Source organism: Bradyrhizobium sp. Tv2a-2, assembly GCF_000472425.1.
Taxonomy (GTDB): Bacteria; Pseudomonadota; Alphaproteobacteria; order Rhizobiales; family Xanthobacteraceae; genus Bradyrhizobium.
The window spans coordinates 265,554-282,081 of record NZ_AXAI01000007.1 but is presented as its reverse complement, the minus strand read 5'-3'; the positions used below and the strand labels follow the sequence as shown (position 1 = coordinate 282,081).

Annotated in this window: 14 protein-coding genes; 7 read left to right on the top strand and 7 right to left on the bottom strand. The window is 63.6% G+C overall.

What is annotated here, in order from left to right; genetic code table 11:
- Positions 1–240: 240 nt before the first annotated feature.
- The 4 genes from A3AI_RS0116440 to A3AI_RS0116420 all read left to right on the top strand — a co-directional run bounded on the left by A3AI_RS0116440 (position 241) and on the right by A3AI_RS0116420 (position 4,289).
- Positions 241–1,512: a T6SS phospholipase effector Tle1-like catalytic domain-containing protein gene (locus tag A3AI_RS0116440; protein ID WP_024516645.1), complete on the top strand. Its 1,272-nt coding sequence runs from the start codon at positions 241–243 to the stop codon at positions 1,510–1,512.
- 374 nt (positions 1,513–1,886) lie between these two features.
- Complete coding sequence (locus A3AI_RS0116430) at positions 1,887–2,219, top strand: PRC-barrel domain-containing protein (protein WP_024516643.1); 333 nt, start codon at positions 1,887–1,889, stop codon at positions 2,217–2,219.
- 184 nt (positions 2,220–2,403) lie between these two features.
- Positions 2,404–3,690, top strand: a complete 1,287-nt coding sequence (locus tag A3AI_RS0116425; protein WP_024516642.1) for an MFS transporter — start codon at positions 2,404–2,406, stop codon at positions 3,688–3,690.
- A 170-nt stretch (positions 3,691–3,860) separates the two neighbouring features.
- Positions 3,861–4,289, top strand: coding sequence for a hypothetical protein (locus tag A3AI_RS0116420; RefSeq protein WP_024516641.1), 429 nt, complete (start codon positions 3,861–3,863; stop codon positions 4,287–4,289).
- A gap of 152 nt (positions 4,290–4,441) precedes the next feature.
- Here A3AI_RS0116420 and A3AI_RS0116415 read toward each other — a convergent pair whose 3' ends face one another.
- Complete coding sequence (locus A3AI_RS0116415; protein ID WP_024516640.1) at positions 4,442–6,043, bottom strand: porin; 1,602 nt, start codon at positions 6,041–6,043, stop codon at positions 4,442–4,444.
- Positions 6,044–6,461: 418 nt separating this feature from the next.
- Complete coding sequence (locus A3AI_RS0116410) at positions 6,462–7,562, bottom strand: LLM class flavin-dependent oxidoreductase (protein WP_024516639.1); 1,101 nt, start codon at positions 7,560–7,562, stop codon at positions 6,462–6,464.
- 225 nt (positions 7,563–7,787) lie between these two features.
- Between A3AI_RS0116410 and A3AI_RS0116405 the strand changes: the two genes are divergently transcribed.
- From A3AI_RS0116405 to A3AI_RS0116395, 3 genes are all read left to right on the top strand, one after another.
- Positions 7,788–8,756: an ABC transporter substrate-binding protein gene (locus tag A3AI_RS0116405; protein WP_024516638.1), complete on the top strand. Its 969-nt coding sequence runs from the start codon at positions 7,788–7,790 to the stop codon at positions 8,754–8,756.
- Between the two features lie 67 nt (positions 8,757–8,823).
- Entirely contained in the window at positions 8,824–9,630 is an 807-nt protein-coding gene (locus tag A3AI_RS0116400; RefSeq protein ID WP_051382426.1) for an ABC transporter permease, read from the top strand.
- Positions 9,623–10,396, top strand: a complete 774-nt coding sequence (locus tag A3AI_RS0116395) for an ABC transporter ATP-binding protein (RefSeq protein WP_024516636.1) — start codon at positions 9,623–9,625, stop codon at positions 10,394–10,396. Before A3AI_RS0116400 ends, A3AI_RS0116395 begins: the two co-directional genes overlap by 8 nt.
- 12 nt (positions 10,397–10,408) lie before the next feature.
- Here the strand turns inward: A3AI_RS0116395 and A3AI_RS0116390 are convergent, their stop codons facing one another.
- The 5 genes from A3AI_RS0116390 to cobS all read right to left on the bottom strand — a co-directional run bounded on the left by A3AI_RS0116390 (position 10,409) and on the right by cobS (position 16,425).
- Positions 10,409–10,825 carry a hypothetical protein gene (locus A3AI_RS0116390; protein WP_024516635.1) on the bottom strand — a complete coding sequence of 139 codons (417 nt, stop codon included), beginning with the start codon at positions 10,823–10,825 and terminating at the stop codon, positions 10,409–10,411.
- 212 nt (positions 10,826–11,037) lie between these two features.
- Complete coding sequence (locus A3AI_RS0116385) at positions 11,038–12,150, bottom strand: NADH:flavin oxidoreductase/NADH oxidase (protein WP_024516634.1); 1,113 nt, start codon at positions 12,148–12,150, stop codon at positions 11,038–11,040.
- A 110-nt stretch (positions 12,151–12,260) separates the two neighbouring features.
- Positions 12,261–13,331 (bottom strand): esterase-like activity of phytase family protein, encoded by a 1,071-nt coding sequence (locus A3AI_RS0116380; RefSeq protein WP_024516633.1) that lies wholly within the window; start codon positions 13,329–13,331, stop codon positions 12,261–12,263.
- A gap of 11 nt (positions 13,332–13,342) precedes the next feature.
- Complete coding sequence (gene cobT / locus A3AI_RS0116375; protein ID WP_024516632.1) at positions 13,343–15,247, bottom strand: cobaltochelatase subunit CobT; 1,905 nt, start codon at positions 15,245–15,247, stop codon at positions 13,343–13,345.
- 179 nt (positions 15,248–15,426) lie between these two features.
- On the bottom strand, positions 15,427–16,425 hold the full coding sequence (gene cobS / locus A3AI_RS0116370; protein ID WP_024516631.1) for a cobaltochelatase subunit CobS: 999 nt from the start codon (positions 16,423–16,425) through the stop codon (positions 15,427–15,429).
- Between the last annotated feature and the right edge of the window lie 103 nt (positions 16,426–16,528).

Below are 16,528 nucleotides of genomic sequence, written 5' to 3'. Positions count from 1 at the left end.
GCCACCCGGCCTTCCCTGCGCCCTCTCAACTCGAAGAGGGTACGAGATGATGCAAAGCTCGGGCGGAATCCGTCGCGAGAACACGAAGATGTGCGCCGTTTGCTTCGATCGGACGAATGCCCGTCATCCCGACCCGCCATGACATCACGCTGCCGTCAAGCCTCCACCGCTCCGCCAGTGTTTACCCGACAACCAATCAAAACCTGGCTATGTGTTCGCGGAAGTGACATCGGGGGCACGATGAAGAACATCGTCATATGCTGCGACGCGACGGGCAACGAGATCAGCGAAAACATTTCGAACGTTCTGAAACTGTATCGCTGCGTGCGCAAGACGCACAGGGCCCAGCCGGTCCAGGCCGTGTACTATCATCCCGGTGTCGGCACGCTGGTGCGGCCGGACCCCTGGCGCAAGCTGACACAGGAATTCGTCAGCCTCCTCGGTCTCGTCACTGGCTACGGCCTCGATGACAATGTGCTGAGCGCTTACGAGTTCATCGTCCGCAATTACGAGGACGGCGACCGTATCTATCTTTTCGGCTTCAGCCGCGGCGCCTACACGGTGCGTGCCGTGGCGGGGTTGATCCACAAGGTTGGCCTGATTTGGCCGCAGCAGATCAATCTCGCGGGCGCCGGACTGACCGCCTACAGGCAGTTCGGCGGCAACGGACAACAGGCAACGCCGAATCCTCTCGCGCCGAACGGGCTAAGCGATGAGGAGGGGCCTCTGCCTGACAGCCGCTACGACCAGGCGACCCAGTTCGCGCGCATCCTGTCGGCGCGCTGGCCAACCATTCACTTTGTCGGCGTCTGGGATACGGTCGCGAGCGTCATCGTCCCGCGACCCGACCGGCTCTACTGGCCGAGCCAGGAAGAGCTGGCCTTCACGGTTGCGAATCCCAGCGTGAAGATCTTCAGACAAGCGATCTCGATCGACGAGCAGCGCAGGATGTTCCGGTTGAAAGAATGGAACGAGCCGCAGACCTTCGCTCCCGATCGCGATAACGGGGCCGACGTCGAGCCGCAGGACATCAAGCAAGTCTGGTTCGCCGGCGGGCACCAGGACATCGGCGCCGACGGCGAAATTCCTGAAAAAGATAGCGCGCTCTCCAAATATCCCCTGCTCTGGATGATCGACGAGGCGACACGATGCGGCCTTTCCGTCAATCAGCAGATGGTCAAGGAGCTCGCCTGGGGCGTGCAGCGCAAAGGCAGCCCGTTCTCCTATGTCGCACCCTCCTTTCGGGGCGAGCTCCATAATCACAATCCGATGACGCTGGGCTGGGGCCTGCTCGAATACATCCCCAAGCCGGACAGGTACAAGGAATGGCCCAAACGCCGATCACGTTTCGGCTTCTACATCCCGGCTGCAGAACCGCGGCTGATTCCGGAGGGCGCATTCATTCACGAATCCGTTCTGAAACGGATGGACGCGGTGGCGAACTATCGGCCAGTCAATCTGCCGCGGACATTCGAGACGGTGCCGATGCCGGTTGGGCCCGAGCCGAGCTAGGTGCCGCCTTGCGCAGCGCTTCACCTCGATCATCACTTCCCGCCCTCCAGACCTGCAAGCGGCGCGGACGCGCCGGTGGCGCGGCGACAGACTTGGACTATCGACCTTCACACGGAAACGGGCCGCGCGGCGGTCGCGATCATCGGCTCCACCAACGCCTCCCGGCCGTGCACGACATCCCCACATTGGCGCAAGTTGTGGCGGCGGTGAGTCATCGTTGTGCCACTGCGGCCGGCGAAGAACCGCATGGGATAAGCCGGCGAACAAGACTCCTGGTAGAAGGCCGCTTTCCGCTCTTGCTGCAGCGCATACCGCACGACGCCGGTTTGGAACAGTGCTATAGTCGCGCCGCGCAAGAGAACAGGGAGGACGCCATGTCACACACCATGGTCCCCAGTGATCGCGTGGAAAATGTCGGCGTCTACGGACGCGACGGCGCAAAGCTCGGCACCATCGAGCGGCTGATGCTCGACAAGCTGAGCGGCCGGGTCGCCTATGCGGTGATCAAGACCGGCGGGCTGTTCGGCAGCCATCATCACTATCCGCTGCCGTGGAATGCGCTCAAATATGATCCCGCACGCCAGGCCTTCGCGGCCGCGTTGACGCTGGAGGAGCTCAGCGCGGGGCCAAGCGAGTTCGACGGCGAGGATTTCGACTGGGGCGATCGCTCGCAGTCGTACACGCATCCGCAATACTGGACCGTATAAGGCCAAGCGAGTCGGAGACCCTTTGAATCGCTGAAGCAACCCCCTCCCCGCATGGGTTGGGGAGAGATGAACCTTCGATGCGGAAACATCGATACAAGCGCGGCGGCGACGATCGCGCAAAACAACACATCAAGCAGCACGTGGAGACAACCCGATCTAATCACAGCCCAAGGAGGAGCACGCGATGACGATGACGGCTGACGGGCCCGGTCAAGTGCCGTGGTGGAAGGAGCCGACGAAGGAGCAATGGGTCGCCTGGATCGCGGCCTGGCTCGGCTGGACGCTGGATGCGTTCGACTTCACCATCTTCCTCCTGATCATGGTGCCAATCGCGGAGAGCTTCCATGTGCCGCTGATCGAGGTGACGGCGGTCTTCACCGTCACGCTATGGCTGCGGCTGGTCGGCGCCGTCGGTTCCGGCTGGCTCGCCGATCGCATCGGGCGCAAGACGCCGCTGATGATCTCGATCCTGTGGTACTCGGTCTGCAACTTCCTCGCCGGCATCGCGCCGAGCTTCGCGTTTCTGTTCCTGTTCCGCGCGCTGCTCGGCATCGGCATGGGCGCGGAGTGGCCGGCGGGGGCGGCGCTTGCCATGGAATCCTGGCCGGCGCGTTCGCGTGGACTGATGAGCGGCCTGCTGCAGGGCTCATGGAGCATCGGCTTCCTGCTGTCGAGTCTCGCTTACGGCCTGCTCTACGACAAGATCGGCTGGCGCGGCCTTCTGATCATCGGCGTGCTGCCGGCGCTGGCCGTGGTGTGGATCCGCATCTACGTCAAGGAGCCCAAAGTCTGGCTGGAGAACCGCCGCATGCAGCGCGAGCAGAACCAGGAATTTCGCGCGCCGCTGCTCGAGATCTTCCGCCCGCGCATCCTCGGCAACACCCTCATGGCCTGCCTGTGGATGGCAGCGAGCTTCGTGATCTACTACTCGGTCTACGGCATGTTCGCCACGCATCTGCAGAAGGATATGCATCTGACCGCCGCGATGGTCGCGATGCCGATCGCGATGGCCAACCTGGTCGCCTTCCTGGCGAGCGGCATGTGGGGCTATGTCGCCGACATCCTCGGCCGGCGCTGGGCGATGATCATCCCGGGCGCGATCGGCGCCCTGGTGACGCCGTTCTACCTGCTGTCGGACTCCTATCCGGTGGTGGCCGGCGCTTTCATCGTGCAGGGCGCATTCCTCGGCGCGATCTATGGGCAGAACCCGGCCTATCTCACCGAGCGCTTCCCGACCGAGGTGCGGGCCACCGCATCGGCCTTCTGCTATCACCAGGGCGCGATCTGGGCCGGCTTCACCGGGCCGGTGCTGACTTATTTCGCAGCCAGCCAGCCGCTCGGCTTCACCATGCCGATGCTGATCGCAACGACGGGCGCGGCGGTCGCCTTCGTGGTGACGCTGTTGTTTAGCCCGGAGACGCGGGGCAAGGAGCTGGTTCCGCAACTTACGCTGGTGGAGCAGCACGCGTGATCAGTGGCGGCGGCCGTCCTGTGGGGGCGGACGCCGCTCACGTCGGCTGCCAGCCGCGGCCCCGTTAACACTACGCCTTAACCATTGATTAATTATGGGTTTGCGGGCGCGATGGCACCGGCCTAGCGTCGAGGCGCTAAGCTGCTCGTTAACTAACATTGGTGCGTGCCATGACTAGTAAAATGTACGGCGCGTTTGCCGCCTCCCTTGGCGTGCTTGCGCTCGCGCTGTCCGCGAACGCGGCGGCCGCTGGATCCGGCGCAGGGCCACGCGCGGCCTTCGCCGCCCCGCATCCGAAGTTTGCCGGATCATTCCGACATTTCCGCCGGAATAACGGCGTCTTCAGCTATTGGCCGGGCTATGACGACTTTGGCAATGGGGCGTCCTACAGCGAACCCCTAGGCAACGTCGCGCCGCCCGTGTCGAACGACGTCCGCTACACCTATACCTATGACGTCCCCTGGGACTGGGCCCATCGCTTCCCGCCGATGGTCGCGCCGTCCGACCGCCCCTACGTCCCGGGCTGCCATGATGAACCTGTCACGGTCCCCGGCCGCAGCGGCGCCGAGCGCATCGTCAACGTCACGCGGTGCTATTGAAATGCGGTGCTATTGAAATGAGGAGAGCCGCGACGTGGCGTACGCGGCGGCCCTTGGCTCAATGCAAACGGCCTCTCCGGTACGGGAGAGGCCGTCTGTCGTTTCCAGGCTTTGATCGCGCCACAGCGTGACGCGATCAAGTGCTCGAGACTTCAGAAGTTCCGCTGAGCGCGGAGCTGCAGGAAGAGGGTGTCCTGGTTCGCGAACTGGTAGAGCGCAGTCGGCTGCGGAGCGGTCGGCGTGAACACCGAGCTGCCCTGCATCTTCTGCTGGAGGTGGAACCATTGCACTTCACCCGAGAAGGTCAGGTTCTTCACCGGCGTCCAGCGCGTCACCACACCGAGCTGCGAGGTGTTGAAGTTGGGGTTGCAGGTGTACGTACCGGCGACACCACCGAACACCGCGACCCGGCCGGGGTGGCTGGCGGCAAAGGCCGTGCAGTAATTGGCCGCGGACACACTGTCATAGTTCACCCCGGTATAGGAGCCGTAGATGCTGGTCGACCAGTAGGGATCCCAGTTGTGGTTAAAGGCACCGCGAACGCCCCAGGCCGTGGTCAGGTGGATGTTCCCGTCGCCACCGAACGCGGTCGGCAACCAGGTGCCATCACTGGTCGGACCGAAGCCGACGCTGCCGTTCGAGCCGAACTGGCCGCTGGTACCGCCGAACATTGCGAAGCTCGGCGACGTCGATGAGGTCCCGATCACGTATTTGGTCGCGCCCTTGGCATAGCTGGCGTCGAACTTGATGTCGTCGCCGGCACCGGTCGGGATGTTCTTGATGTTCACGCCGATCATCGTGGCAAAGCCAAACTTCGAGTCGGGGTGACCGGACAGGATCGAGTCGGTCAGAGCGGTCGCACCGGAGACGGGGGCGCCGCCCGCGCCGAGCACGTTGTAGGACCCGCTGACGTAATGGGCGGCCGCCGACCACTGGAACAAGCCCCAGGCCTGGTCGACCTTGACGTTGCCGACGATGTCGGGAACGCTCCAGCCGGCATAAGCGTTCGTGCCGGTTCCGCTGCCGCTAACCCCCAAAGCCAGATTGTAGAGCGGCGTGCGGTCCCAGACGGTCGGATCATCGAGCCCGACCGAGGCCGACACGCCGTTGCCGAACTGCGCGGTGTACTGGATGTTGTTGACACCGGTATCGGTGTTCTGGCCGCCCAGCAGGAAGGACGAGTTGTTGCCTGGGAAGCCCTGCCAGGGCGTGGCGTAGGCGGACGCCGATTTACCGAAGGTGAAGCCGGCGAACTGGATGAACACGTATTCGACCGCGACATAACCGCCGCCGACGCCGTTGAGGAACGTACCGCTGACGCCGCCAAGGGCGGTCGGCGCAGCGCCGATCGTCGAGGGATTGGTCGAGCCGAAATTGTTGAATTGGAAGTCGCCCTGCGCAAACGTACGCACCAGGCCGTACTCAGTGGCGGTGCGGGTGTCGACGGTCAGCGCCATACGCGAGCGGGAAATGAAGTAGTCGTAGAAGCGGTTCCCTTGACCGGAATCACCGCTCCAGGCCGGCTGCCCGTGCGCGCCACCGCCGTTGATGGTGGTATCGACGCGGAGATAGCCGCCGATCTTGATGCAGGTATCGGTGCCCGGGATGTACCAGAAGCCTGCGCCATAGAGGCTGCAGACCCTCACATATTCAACCGCCTTGGCCTTGATGGGCAGGTCTGCCGCGTAGGCCGATTGAGCCATAAACAGCCCGGCGACGGTGCCGAGCAGGGCAAAGTTTTTGCTAGTCAACATAGCGTCCTGTCTTCTCGTTGGCGCGAACGGCAGGAGGTACCATCGCGCGGATCAGATGACGGGTATCATAGTTATACCTGTTCCCCGGAAACAGACTGTAATGTTGCGCCGCGCACGATTTCGGCCGAACTGTGCCTTTGCCGTCACGTCACACGCCCTTCACGCCCGCGTGACACCGGGTACGGTTTACGGATGTCTTAAGGCGATGCCAGGATACACGCGAACGTGATCGGCGCGTGAGCCGATCGGCCGGCAGGGACATAGCCAGATACGAATCCATTATCTCGACTGTCATTGCGAGCAGCAACGCGAACGGGCCTCCCCCAAAACCTGGATGTGCAGGCAGGCAATGCGCGATGGCATCGGCAAAACAAAGCGAGGCGGCGCTCCCCCGCCGCCTCGCTTCCCCTACGCCCCGTCAGGCCGCTTTACCCAGGCCTGCGTCGAGATGTTTTAGCCGCGGCAGCACCTCATGCTTCAAAAGCCGCAGCGAATTGTGCCACGCTTCCGGCTTGTGCTTGTAGTCGAAGCCGAACACGAGCAGCGCACCGAAGCCGCCGACCTCGTGCCAGATCTTCTCGATCTTGTCGGTGACGGTGGCGGGCGAGCCGACAATCCAATTGTGGCGCGCACAATACTCGACATTGACATCGCTGTCGGCGACATCAGGCGCGGCCTTCAGATAATCCTTGAAGCCGAAATGGCCGAGCAGCGGCAGGAAATACTCGCTCATCATGCGGCCCATCATGTCGCCGACCGAAAGCCGCCACGCCTCGTCATCGGTGTCGGCGACGAACACCTCGCGCACCAGCCGCCAGTCGCGCCGGCTCGGCTTGCGGCCGGTTTTGGCCGCTCCCGCTTCGACCGAATCCCAGTGGCTGCCGACATAGGCCGGGTTGAGGTTGAGGCTCATCGGAATGAAGCCGCGCTCGCCCGCGAGCTTGAGCGTGTCGGAGTTTTTCGACAGGCCCGCGACTCCGATCGGCGGATGCGGCGCCTGCAGCGGCTTGAGATGCGGTTTGAGGAAATCGAACATCACATCCGGCTTGGTCACCGTCCAGTATTTGCCGGTGTAGGTAAACGGTGCGGGGTCGTTCCAAAGCTTGAGGATGATCTCCAGTGCCTCGCGCGTCATGTCGCGGTTCTGGCCGCTCATGCCATCGACATTGAACATGGCCCAGTCACTCGGCAGGCCGGAGGCGGCAACGCCGAAATTCAGGCGGCCCTGTGAGAGATGATCGAGCATGGCGACGCGGTTCGCGAGCTCGGCGGGGTGATGATAGGGCAACAAGAAGCCGCCGGGACCGATGCGCAAATTCGTGGTCTGGCGAAAGCCCTCGACGACAAGAAGGTCGGGCGCCGGATGCGGCTCCCAGGGCGCGGTGTGATGCTCACCGATCCAGGCCTCCTGGTAGCCAAGTTCATCCAGCCAGCGCAGCACCTGCAAGTCCCAGTCGTGGCCCTCCTTCAAGCCACATTCCGGCGGATGCGACGGCATCGCGAAATAACCGAGTTCCATGACCGATTCCCCATCAGTTGTTTTGTTATGCGTCCGGCTTCGTTGCCGCCGCTCTTTATAATCACGGAAGTACCCGCCTCGGTTGCGGCGGAATAATGGCCCCATGTGCAGCATGGATCCCGTCCCGGCCTTTCCTGTGGGAGACGTGGTTAAGGCCTGCGCAAGAAGTCGCCTAGCACGGCACGTTTGTTGCATTCCTGCAGAGCAGCAAAGGAGCTGAGGCCGATGATCAAGCCATTTCACCGCCGTGATTTTTTGAGCCTTTTGACGGGAGCCGGCGCCGGGCTGATCGCAGCGCCCGCCCTGCTGCTGGCGGAAGCGGCGCCCACCGTGATCCGCGTCGGCGCCCTGAAACTCATTCATTCCATCGCGCCGTATTTTTATGAAAAGTTCTTGCCCGCGGGCTACCAGGTCGAGGTGCTGCCGTTCGAAACGCCGACTGAATGCAAGAATGCGGTGATGACCAAATCGGCCGATTTCGGCGCCTTCGGCATTGCGGCGGCGATTTTGGGCGCAGCGGCCGGCGAGCCAGTCGTGGTGATTGCGTCGACCTGCAATCGCGGCATGGCGATCATCGCGAAAAAGGATTCCGGCATCAACGTGCTGAAGGATTTGAAAGGCAAGCGGGTTGCGCTATTTCCGGGCACGACCCAGGAAGTGTTCTTCCTGGAACGGCTGCGCATGGAAGGCATGACCATCAAGGACGTCGAGACGGTGCGCGTCTCCTTCAGCGAGATGCATATTGCGCTGGCCCGCGGCGACATCGATGCCTATGTAGGCGCTGAACCCGGGCCCGGCGTGTCGCTCTCGACCGGCATCGGCCAGCTCGTGGAATATCCCTATTCGACGCCGATGGGCTCGCTCAACATGGTGTTTGGCACCCATCACGACACGATCGCGGAGAAGCCGGACCTCGTAAAGGTGATGATCGGCATCCACCAGCGCGCCACCGACTACGCGGCATCCAACAAGGACGCGCTGATCGCAATGGCGGCACAAAAGCTCGGGCAGAAGAAGGAGGCGCTGGAAGCCTCGGTGCCGAACGTCGAGTTGAACTGGCGGCTCGGAGCGAAGGAAGTCGAGGAGTCCAAGATCTACGCCGAGCACATGCTGGCGTTGAAGCAGATCAAACGCGTCCCCGATTTCGCAACCTTCATCGACACCAGCTTTGTCAATGCGGTGCAGCCGACGTGACATTGTGAGCACACTGGCGTCGGACACCGATCAGCTGGTCGCGCGGGAGCGGGCGACGCGGCAGCCTATCCGCCGAAGTTTTGGCGAAGGCGGATGGCTGCGGCTGCGGCCCGTCCTGCTCGCCATTGCCTTTCCGCTCGCGCTGCTCGCATTCTGGCATTTCGCCACAGTGAGCCGGCCGGCAAGCCTGATCCCGCCGCCCTATGACGTGTGGCAGGAGCTGGAAGACCTCGCCTTCGGTGGAATCAACGACGATGCCTATAGCCGCACGCTGCACATTCACCTGCTTGCTTCGATGAGCCGGGTCTATGGCGGCTTTGCGATGGCGCTTTTCGTCGCGCTACCTCTGGGCATGCTGATCGGCAGGGTGAGACTGGTGCGGGAGCTGGTTGATCCGACCATCCAGATCCTGCGGCCGATCCCCGTCACCGCGTGGCTGCCGCTTGCCATGATCATCTTCGGCATCGGCCCGCGCTCGGCGATCTTCCTGGTGTTTCTGGGCGCGTTCTACCCGATCCTGGTCAACACGATTTTCGGCGTCCGCGCGGTCGAGCCGCGCCTGTTCGAGGCGGCGTCCATGCTCGGCTGCACCGGCTCCGCCCAATTCTTCCGCGTGGTGCTGCCGGCCGCCTTGCCGTCCATTTTCACCGGTCTGCGGCTGGGCCTGGGCTTTTCCTGGGTCGTGATCGTGGTCGGCGAGATGACGGGCGTACAGACGGGATTGGGCGCCATCATTATGGAGGCGCGGCAGCTCTCCCGCACCGAGATCGTGATTTCGGGGATGATCGTGATCGGCGTGTTCGGCTTCCTGTCCGATCAGCTGATCATGCTGCTCGGAAAACGGCTGCTCGCCTGGAGCCCGTCGCATGGCTGAGGTGCCCATTCTCCAGATGCACAATCTCGGCAAGACCTTTGCGCAAAATGGCCGCGCCATCGAGGCGCTGCGCGGCGCCAATCTTTCCGTGCGGAAGGGCGAGTTCATCTGCCTGATCGGCGCCTCCGGCTGCGGCAAGTCCACGCTGTTGCGGCTTGCAGCGGGCTTCGAGATCCCGACGACGGGCGAAGCCTTGATGTGGGGCATGCCGATCGCAGGCCCCGGTCCAAGCCGCGGCATGGTGTTCCAGGACTACGGTCTTTTTCCATGGCTCACCGTCCGCGACAATGTCGGCTTCGGTCCGAGATCGCGCGGACGGCCCAAGCAGGAGATCAAGGAGACCACCGAGCGTTTCATCGAGCTGGTCGGCCTGCAGAATTTTGCCGATGTCTATCCGCACCAGCTCTCCGGCGGCATGAAGCAGCGCGTCGCGATCGCACGCGTGCTCGCCAGTGACGCCGAACTTGTGCTGATGGACGAACCGTTCGGCGCGCTGGACGCGATGACGCGCGAACGGCTGCAGGATGAGCTGGTGGAGCTCTGGTCGCGCTCCGGACTGACGGTGCTGTTCGTCACGCATGCGATCGAGGAAGCGATCTTTCTCGCCGACCGCGTGGTCGTGATGTCGCCCGGCCCTGGGCGGATCGACAGCGAATATGCGATCGATCTGAAGCGACCACGCGACATCGCAAGCCGTGACTTCAACGAATGGCGCCGGCTGCTGGCCTCGAAGCTGCACAGCCATCACGCGCGCAAGGCGGGCTGATGGGGCGTAGGCTCAAGCGCGCGCTCGCGCAATCGCGCCGGCGACGATCTGCATGGCGATCCCGATGGTCCAACCCGCCAAGATCAGGTAGGTCAGGAAGATGTGCGGCTCCTGGCGCAGGATGATGATGCCGACGGCAGAGAAGGCGGCGAGCGTGGCGAGGAATGTGCCGAAGGCACTCAGGAATTCGGCCGAATCCACCTTGGGCTCGGCCACCTCCTCGTCATGGAACGGCAGCGGCGGCGTATCGATGCCGAGATAGAAGCCGATTGCGCCGACCACCATCATGCTGAGCAGAAAACCCTGCGAGGTCAGCGCGCTGACCGCCGAGCCAACATGGGCGGAGACGAACAGCCCGCAGGCCGCGCCGGCCATCGCAAGTCCGATACGCTCGAGGATATGGGCGAAGTGTCTGACACGAGACCGCATGACACAACCTGCCGCCTATCGGGCGAAGCCTAGAGCATTTCCGTATCTGATTGAATCAGAACCGGGGCTCTAGATTCTTGTTTTGACGCGTTTTCTTCACGCGAGCCGGTCCCCACTTCGCTCGAAACACTCTAGTCCTTTTCGGTACTGCGAGGAACAGCCTTCCTCGCTGTACCGCCGCCGCGACATCGCGTCGCGACTAACGGACCATCTTACCGCGCACCGAAACTGGTAGTGCCGAACAAGTCCTTGTGTTCATGTGGCGGGGCTCGCCAATAGGGCGGCGGAGCCGCAACGTGACCGCCGAGCGCGGCGGCGGCATGCCAGCCCCAGCGCGGGTCGTAGAGCATGCCGCGCGCGAGGGCGACCATGTCGGCCTTGCCGGAGGCGATGATGTCTTCCGCCTGGCGCACGTCGGTAATCAGGCCGACCGCAATGGTGGTGAGGCCGGTGGCCTTCTTGATGGCTTCTGCCATCGGTACCTGGTAGCCGGGGCCAAGCGTAATCTTCTGTTTCGGCGACACACCACCGGACGACACGTCGATCCAGTCGAGACCGCGCTTTTTCAGCTCGGTCGCGAGTTCGATCGCCTGGGGCAGGTCCCAGCCCCCCTCGACCCAGTCAGTCGCGGATACCTTCATGCCGACAGGCTTGTCGGCGGGGACCACCGCGCGGACCGCATCGTAGATTTCAAGCGGAAAGCGCATGCGGTTTTGCAGTGAGCCGCCATATTGATCGGTGCGCCGGTTGGAAATCGGCGACAGGAATTGATGCAGGAGATAGCCGTGGGCGCCATGCAGTTCGACCGCATCGATCCCGAGCCGCATCGCGCGTTGCGCGGAGGCAACAAAGGCATCACGTATACGCGCGAGGCCTGTCTCATCGAGTGCCAGCGGCGGCGCCTCGTCGTCCTTTTGCTGAACGGCTGAGGGCCCCACAGGCTGCCAGCCGCCTTGCGCCGGCGGGATCAGCTGCCCGCCGTCCCAGGGCCGCGAGCTGGACGCCTTGCGGCCGGCATGCGCGAGCTGGATCGCTACCGCAGTCTTGGAACGCTTGCGGACGGAGGCCAGGATCGGCTTGAGCGCCGCCTCGGTTGCATCGTTCCAGAGGCCGAGACAGCCCGGCGTGATGCGGCCAATCGCTTCCACGCCGGTCGCCTCGATGCAGAACATCGCCGCACCCGACAGCGCCAGCGAATTGATATGGGTGAAATGCCAATCATTGGCTTCGCCATCGTCGGCCGAGTACTGACACATCGGCGCGACCATGACGCGGTTGGCAAGCGTCAGGCCACGCAACTGGATCGGAGTGAAAAGGGCGCTCATGAGCTGTCCGGGGATTGTTGAGGCGGGTTTAACGGTAACATAGACCGCCACCATGACATTACCAGTCGGGCGGATATCACGAATTTGCGGGTCAGCCCACAGTTCGACGCTCACGCGACGAGCGCAAACTGCAGGAGCAGCGTGCGCTGGATCGGGGAAAAATTGTCGTCGGACACCATGGTCAGCACGGTGTCGCCCTCCGCTGTCACATGGGCGTCGATCCCCTCCATATTATCGATCTCCTGGCCGAGATCGGCGTTGAAGATAGCGGGGCCGTCGACCAGCGCGCCGGGGGCGATCGTGGCAAGCGGAATGCGGCGGATGCGGATGCCGACGCCTGAGAGCAGCGAGAATTTCCGCTCCAACACCAGCAGATCGCCTGAAGGCAACAGCACCGCGTCGCTGATATCGAAATCCTCGGTGCGGCGGATGCTGAACTGGCCGGGCGACGGCCCATTGACCAGGAACGCGACCAGATTGCCGTCGCGATCAAGCCCGCGCTCGGACATCGCGATCAGCGTGCCCGCAAGCGGGAGCCCCGTCGGCACAAAGACCAGCGCCTCAAGCCCCTTGTTATTGGGAAGCTTTTTGACGGCCGCCGGCATCGGCACCACTTCGCCGCGGGCGCGGGTAAATCCATCAGAGAAATCGAAGCGCAGCACCTGGTTGACGCGCTCGAGCCCGACATAGACGAACGCGCCGTCCAGCGCGATGGATTCGGAATCGAACCAGCCGCGCGCGACGATCGGCCGACCGTCGGGCCCCAGCATCGGCGCGGCCTCCACCTCGTCGAGGCCCACCATGTCGCGACCGGAATAACGGATTCGGCCGGTGAACCAGCTGCCCTTGTCGCTCAGTGCAATGAAACGATCGCCCTTGGCATCGAGACGAATGCCGGATAGCCCGCCGAAACCCGGAAAGGACGAGGTCAGCACCAGCCCGCTGCGATATTCCAGCGAACCAAAGCGGACATGCGAACGGTCGCGCGGATCGAAAGACGGGATCGGCCGCGCCTTGACCTCGATCGAGGCGGGAGCCGTAACGGAGCGCTCATCAAGGGTGGCCGATCTGGGCGGCGACTGTGTCGCCGATTGCGCGAGGACGCGCGCGGGCTCCCACGCTGCCGAAAGCCCCGCCGCCGACATTTCGAGAAAGCGGCGGCGCGAGAGCCCTTTGCCCATCTATTTAAAATTTAAGAATGTAGCCGGCGCGGCCGGACGGCCGGTTTGGCCGGCGCGGCTGTATGGGTCTCGCTGAAGAGTTCGGCGAGCTTCTCGGTGATCGCGCCGCCAAGCTCCTCGGCGTCGACGATGGTGACCGCGCGGCGATAATAGCGCGTCACGTCATGGCCGATGCCGATCGCGATCAACTCGACCGGGGAGCGCGTCTCGATCTCCTCGATGATGTGCCGCAGGTGCCGCTCGAGATAATTGCCGGGATTGACCGACAGGGTCGAATCATCGACCGGCGCACCGTCCGAGATCATCATCAGGATCTTGCGCTGCTCGGGGCGCCCAAGCAGGCGCTTGTGCGCCCAGTCCAGCGCCTCGCCGTCGATGTTTTCCTTCAGGAGGCCCTCGCGCATCATCAGGCCGAGATTCTTGCGCGAACGCCGCCAGGGCGCATCCGCTGCCTTGTAGATGATGTGGCGCAGGTCATTGAGCCGTCCCGGATTCGCCGGCTTGCCGGCGGCAAGCCAGGCTTCGCGGGATTGCCCGCCCTTCCAGGCGCGGGTGGTGAAGCCGAGAATCTCGACCTTCACGCCGCAACGCTCCAGCGTGCGGGCGAGAATATCGGCGCAGGTCGCAGCGACCGTGATCGGACGGCCGCGCATGGAGCCGGAATTGTCGAGCAAGAGCGTCACCACGGTGTCGCGGAAGGTCGCCTCCTTCTCGTGCATGAAGGACAGCGGGTGATAGGGATCGACCACGACGCGCGACAGCCGCGCCGGATCGAGGATGCCTTCCTCGAGATCGAATTCCCAGGCGCGGTTCTGCTGCGCCATCAGCCGCCGCTGCAGGCGGTTGGCGAGCCGCGCCACGATGCCTTGCAGATGCGCGAGCTGCTTGTCGAGATAGGAGCGCAGACGCTCCAGTTCGTCATGGTCGCAGAGATCCTCGGCGGCAATGACCTCATCGAATTTCGGTGCGAAGGCGTGATATTCCGGCCCGCGCGGCTCGTTGGCGCCGCGGCTATTCGGCCGCGTCGCCTCGCCCGGCGTCTCGTCGTCGCCGAGTTCGCCGTCGTCGAAGGTGTCGCTGGTGGAGGCCTGTGCGCTCTCCATCGCGCTTTCCGACATGTCCTCGGTCGTGGCCTGCGCCTGGTCGGCGGTCATTTCCTGCGCGGCGTCGCTGTCGGGCGAACCTTCCGCGCCGGACTGATCACTCTCGCCCTCGCGGTTGTCGTCCTGGTCGTCGTCCTCGTCGGTGTCGGCATTGCGCTCGTCGCCGAGATCGAGCGCCGACAACAGGTCATGCACGAGGTCGCCGAACCTGGCCTGGTCCTCGGTGAAGCGGCTGAGCTGGTCGAGCCGCGTCCCGATCCTGTCTTCCAGGATCGGCCGCCAGAGATCGACCATCTTCTTTGCGGCTGCGGGCGGCGCAAGGCCGGTCAGCCGCTCGCGCACCATCATGGCCAGCGCATCCGACAGCGGCGCATCGGCGCGATCGGTGATCTCATCGAACTTGCCGCGGTGGAAATGATCGTCGAGCATCGCGGTGAGATTTTTCGCAACGCCGGACATGCGCCGCGCGCCGATCGCCTCGACGCGTGCCTGCTCAACCGCCTCGAACACGCCGCGTGCCTGCGGATTGCCCGGCATCAGCTTGCGATGCACCTTGGGATCGTGACAGGCGAGCTTGAGCGCGATCGAATCGGCATGTCCTCGCACGATCGCAGCATCGCGCCGCGTCATCTTGCGCGCGGGCTCTGGCAACCGTGCCTTGCCCGGGGCAAGGCCGGGCCGCTCGGCGGCGAAACTCACTTCGAGCTCCGGCGCCTTCGCGATCGCGCGCAGACATGAGGTGACCGCCCGCTTGAAGGGCTCGGTCGGCGCTTCCTTTGATCCGGTGCGGAATTTGGTGTTGGAGGTTGTCATCTAACCTTATTCCCGTCGTCCCCGCGAAAGCGGGGACCCATAACCACCGCCGGTCGTCGCTTGCAGGGAAACCGGCGGCATCGCTCGATTGAGCAATCCCGCGGCGGAGGTCCCGGTCGACACTTGCGACCGGACAACGCTGGGCGCTGCCGGAAGCTCGCTTGGCCGGGACGACATCGTCAGGACAGTGCCACGTTGACGGCGGATTCCGGCAGCTCGGCGTTGAAGCAACGCTGATAGAACTCGGCCACCAGCGGCCGTTCCAGCTCGTCGCACTTGTTGAGGAATGTGACGCGGAAGGCGAAGCCGACATCGCCGAAGATGTCGGAGTTTTCGGCCCAGGTAATCACCGTGCGCGGGCTCATCACCGTCGACAGGTCGCCATTGGCGAAGGCGTTGCGGGTGAGGTCGGCGAGCCGCACCATCTTGTTGACGATGTCGCGGCCTTCCTGGGTGCGGTAGTGATGCGCCTTGGCCAGCACGATCTCCACTTCCTCATCATGGGCGAGATAGTTGAGTGTGGTGACGATCGACCAGCGGTCCATCTGGCCCTGGTTGATCTGCTGGGTGCCGTGATAGAGGCCCGAGGTGTCGCCGAGCCCCACCGTGTTGGCGGTGGAGAACAGGCGGAACGCCGGATGCGGCTTGATCACCTTGTTCTGGTCGAGCAGCGTCAGCCGGCCGGAGACTTCCAGCACGCGCTGGATCACGAACATCACGTCCGGGCGGCCTGCATCATATTCGTCGAACACCAGCGCGATGTTGTGCTGCAACGCCCAGGGCAGAATGCCGTCGCGGAATTCGGTGACCTGCTTGCCATCCTTGACGACGATCGCGTCCTTGCCGACGAGATCGATACGGCTGATATGGCTGTCGAGGTTGACGCGCACGCAGGGCCAGTTCAGGCGCGCCGCGACCTGCTCAATGTGGGTTGACTTGCCGGTGCCATGGTAGCCGGTGACCATGACGCGGCGGTTCTTGGCAAAGCCCGCGAGAATGGCGAGCGTGGTGGCGCGATCGAAACGGTAATCGGTATCGACCTCAGGCACATGCGGGTCGACTTCCGAGTACGCGGGCACTTCCAGATCGCTGTCGATGCCGAAGACCTGCCGGACCGACACCTTCATGTCGGGCATTCCGACGGGCTCTTCAATCTTGGTCATGGCGGCGGTCGTCATTCATCCTCCGAGGTCGCGGGCTTTCCCGAAACCAGATCTAGCAGGTGGCTGCGGTTGGGTGCTTCAGCTAAGCCTAGCAGACGGCACGGGTTCGCAGAAGCCC

What these genes read in the sequence shown, in the direction of transcription:
- A3AI_RS0116440 (WP_024516645.1), top strand. Translation starts at nt 241, where the DNA reads ATGAAGAACATCGTCATATGCTGCGACGCGACGGGCAACGAGATCAGC.
- A3AI_RS0116395 (WP_024516636.1), top strand. Translation starts at nt 9,623, where the DNA reads ATGGCTGAGGTGCCCATTCTCCAGATGCACAATCTCGGCAAGACCTTT.
- cobT (WP_024516632.1), bottom strand. Translation starts at nt 15,247, where the DNA reads ATGACAACCTCCAACACCAAATTCCGCACCGGATCAAAGGAAGCGCCG.
- A3AI_RS0116415 (WP_024516640.1), bottom strand. Translation starts at nt 6,043, where the DNA reads ATGTTGACTAGCAAAAACTTTGCCCTGCTCGGCACCGTCGCCGGGCTG.
- A3AI_RS0116410 (WP_024516639.1), bottom strand. Translation starts at nt 7,562, where the DNA reads ATGGAACTCGGTTATTTCGCGATGCCGTCGCATCCGCCGGAATGTGGC.
- A3AI_RS0116405 (WP_024516638.1), top strand. Translation starts at nt 7,788, where the DNA reads ATGATCAAGCCATTTCACCGCCGTGATTTTTTGAGCCTTTTGACGGGA.
- A3AI_RS0116390 (WP_024516635.1), bottom strand. Translation starts at nt 10,825, where the DNA reads ATGCGGTCTCGTGTCAGACACTTCGCCCATATCCTCGAGCGTATCGGA.
- A3AI_RS0116385 (WP_024516634.1), bottom strand. Translation starts at nt 12,150, where the DNA reads ATGAGCGCCCTTTTCACTCCGATCCAGTTGCGTGGCCTGACGCTTGCC.
- A3AI_RS0116420 (WP_024516641.1), top strand. Translation starts at nt 3,861, where the DNA reads ATGACTAGTAAAATGTACGGCGCGTTTGCCGCCTCCCTTGGCGTGCTT.
- cobS (WP_024516631.1), bottom strand. Translation starts at nt 16,425, where the DNA reads ATGACGACCGCCGCCATGACCAAGATTGAAGAGCCCGTCGGAATGCCC.
- A3AI_RS0116430 (WP_024516643.1), top strand. Translation starts at nt 1,887, where the DNA reads ATGTCACACACCATGGTCCCCAGTGATCGCGTGGAAAATGTCGGCGTC.
- A3AI_RS0116380 (WP_024516633.1), bottom strand. Translation starts at nt 13,331, where the DNA reads ATGGGCAAAGGGCTCTCGCGCCGCCGCTTTCTCGAAATGTCGGCGGCG.
- A3AI_RS0116425 (WP_024516642.1), top strand. Translation starts at nt 2,404, where the DNA reads ATGACGATGACGGCTGACGGGCCCGGTCAAGTGCCGTGGTGGAAGGAG.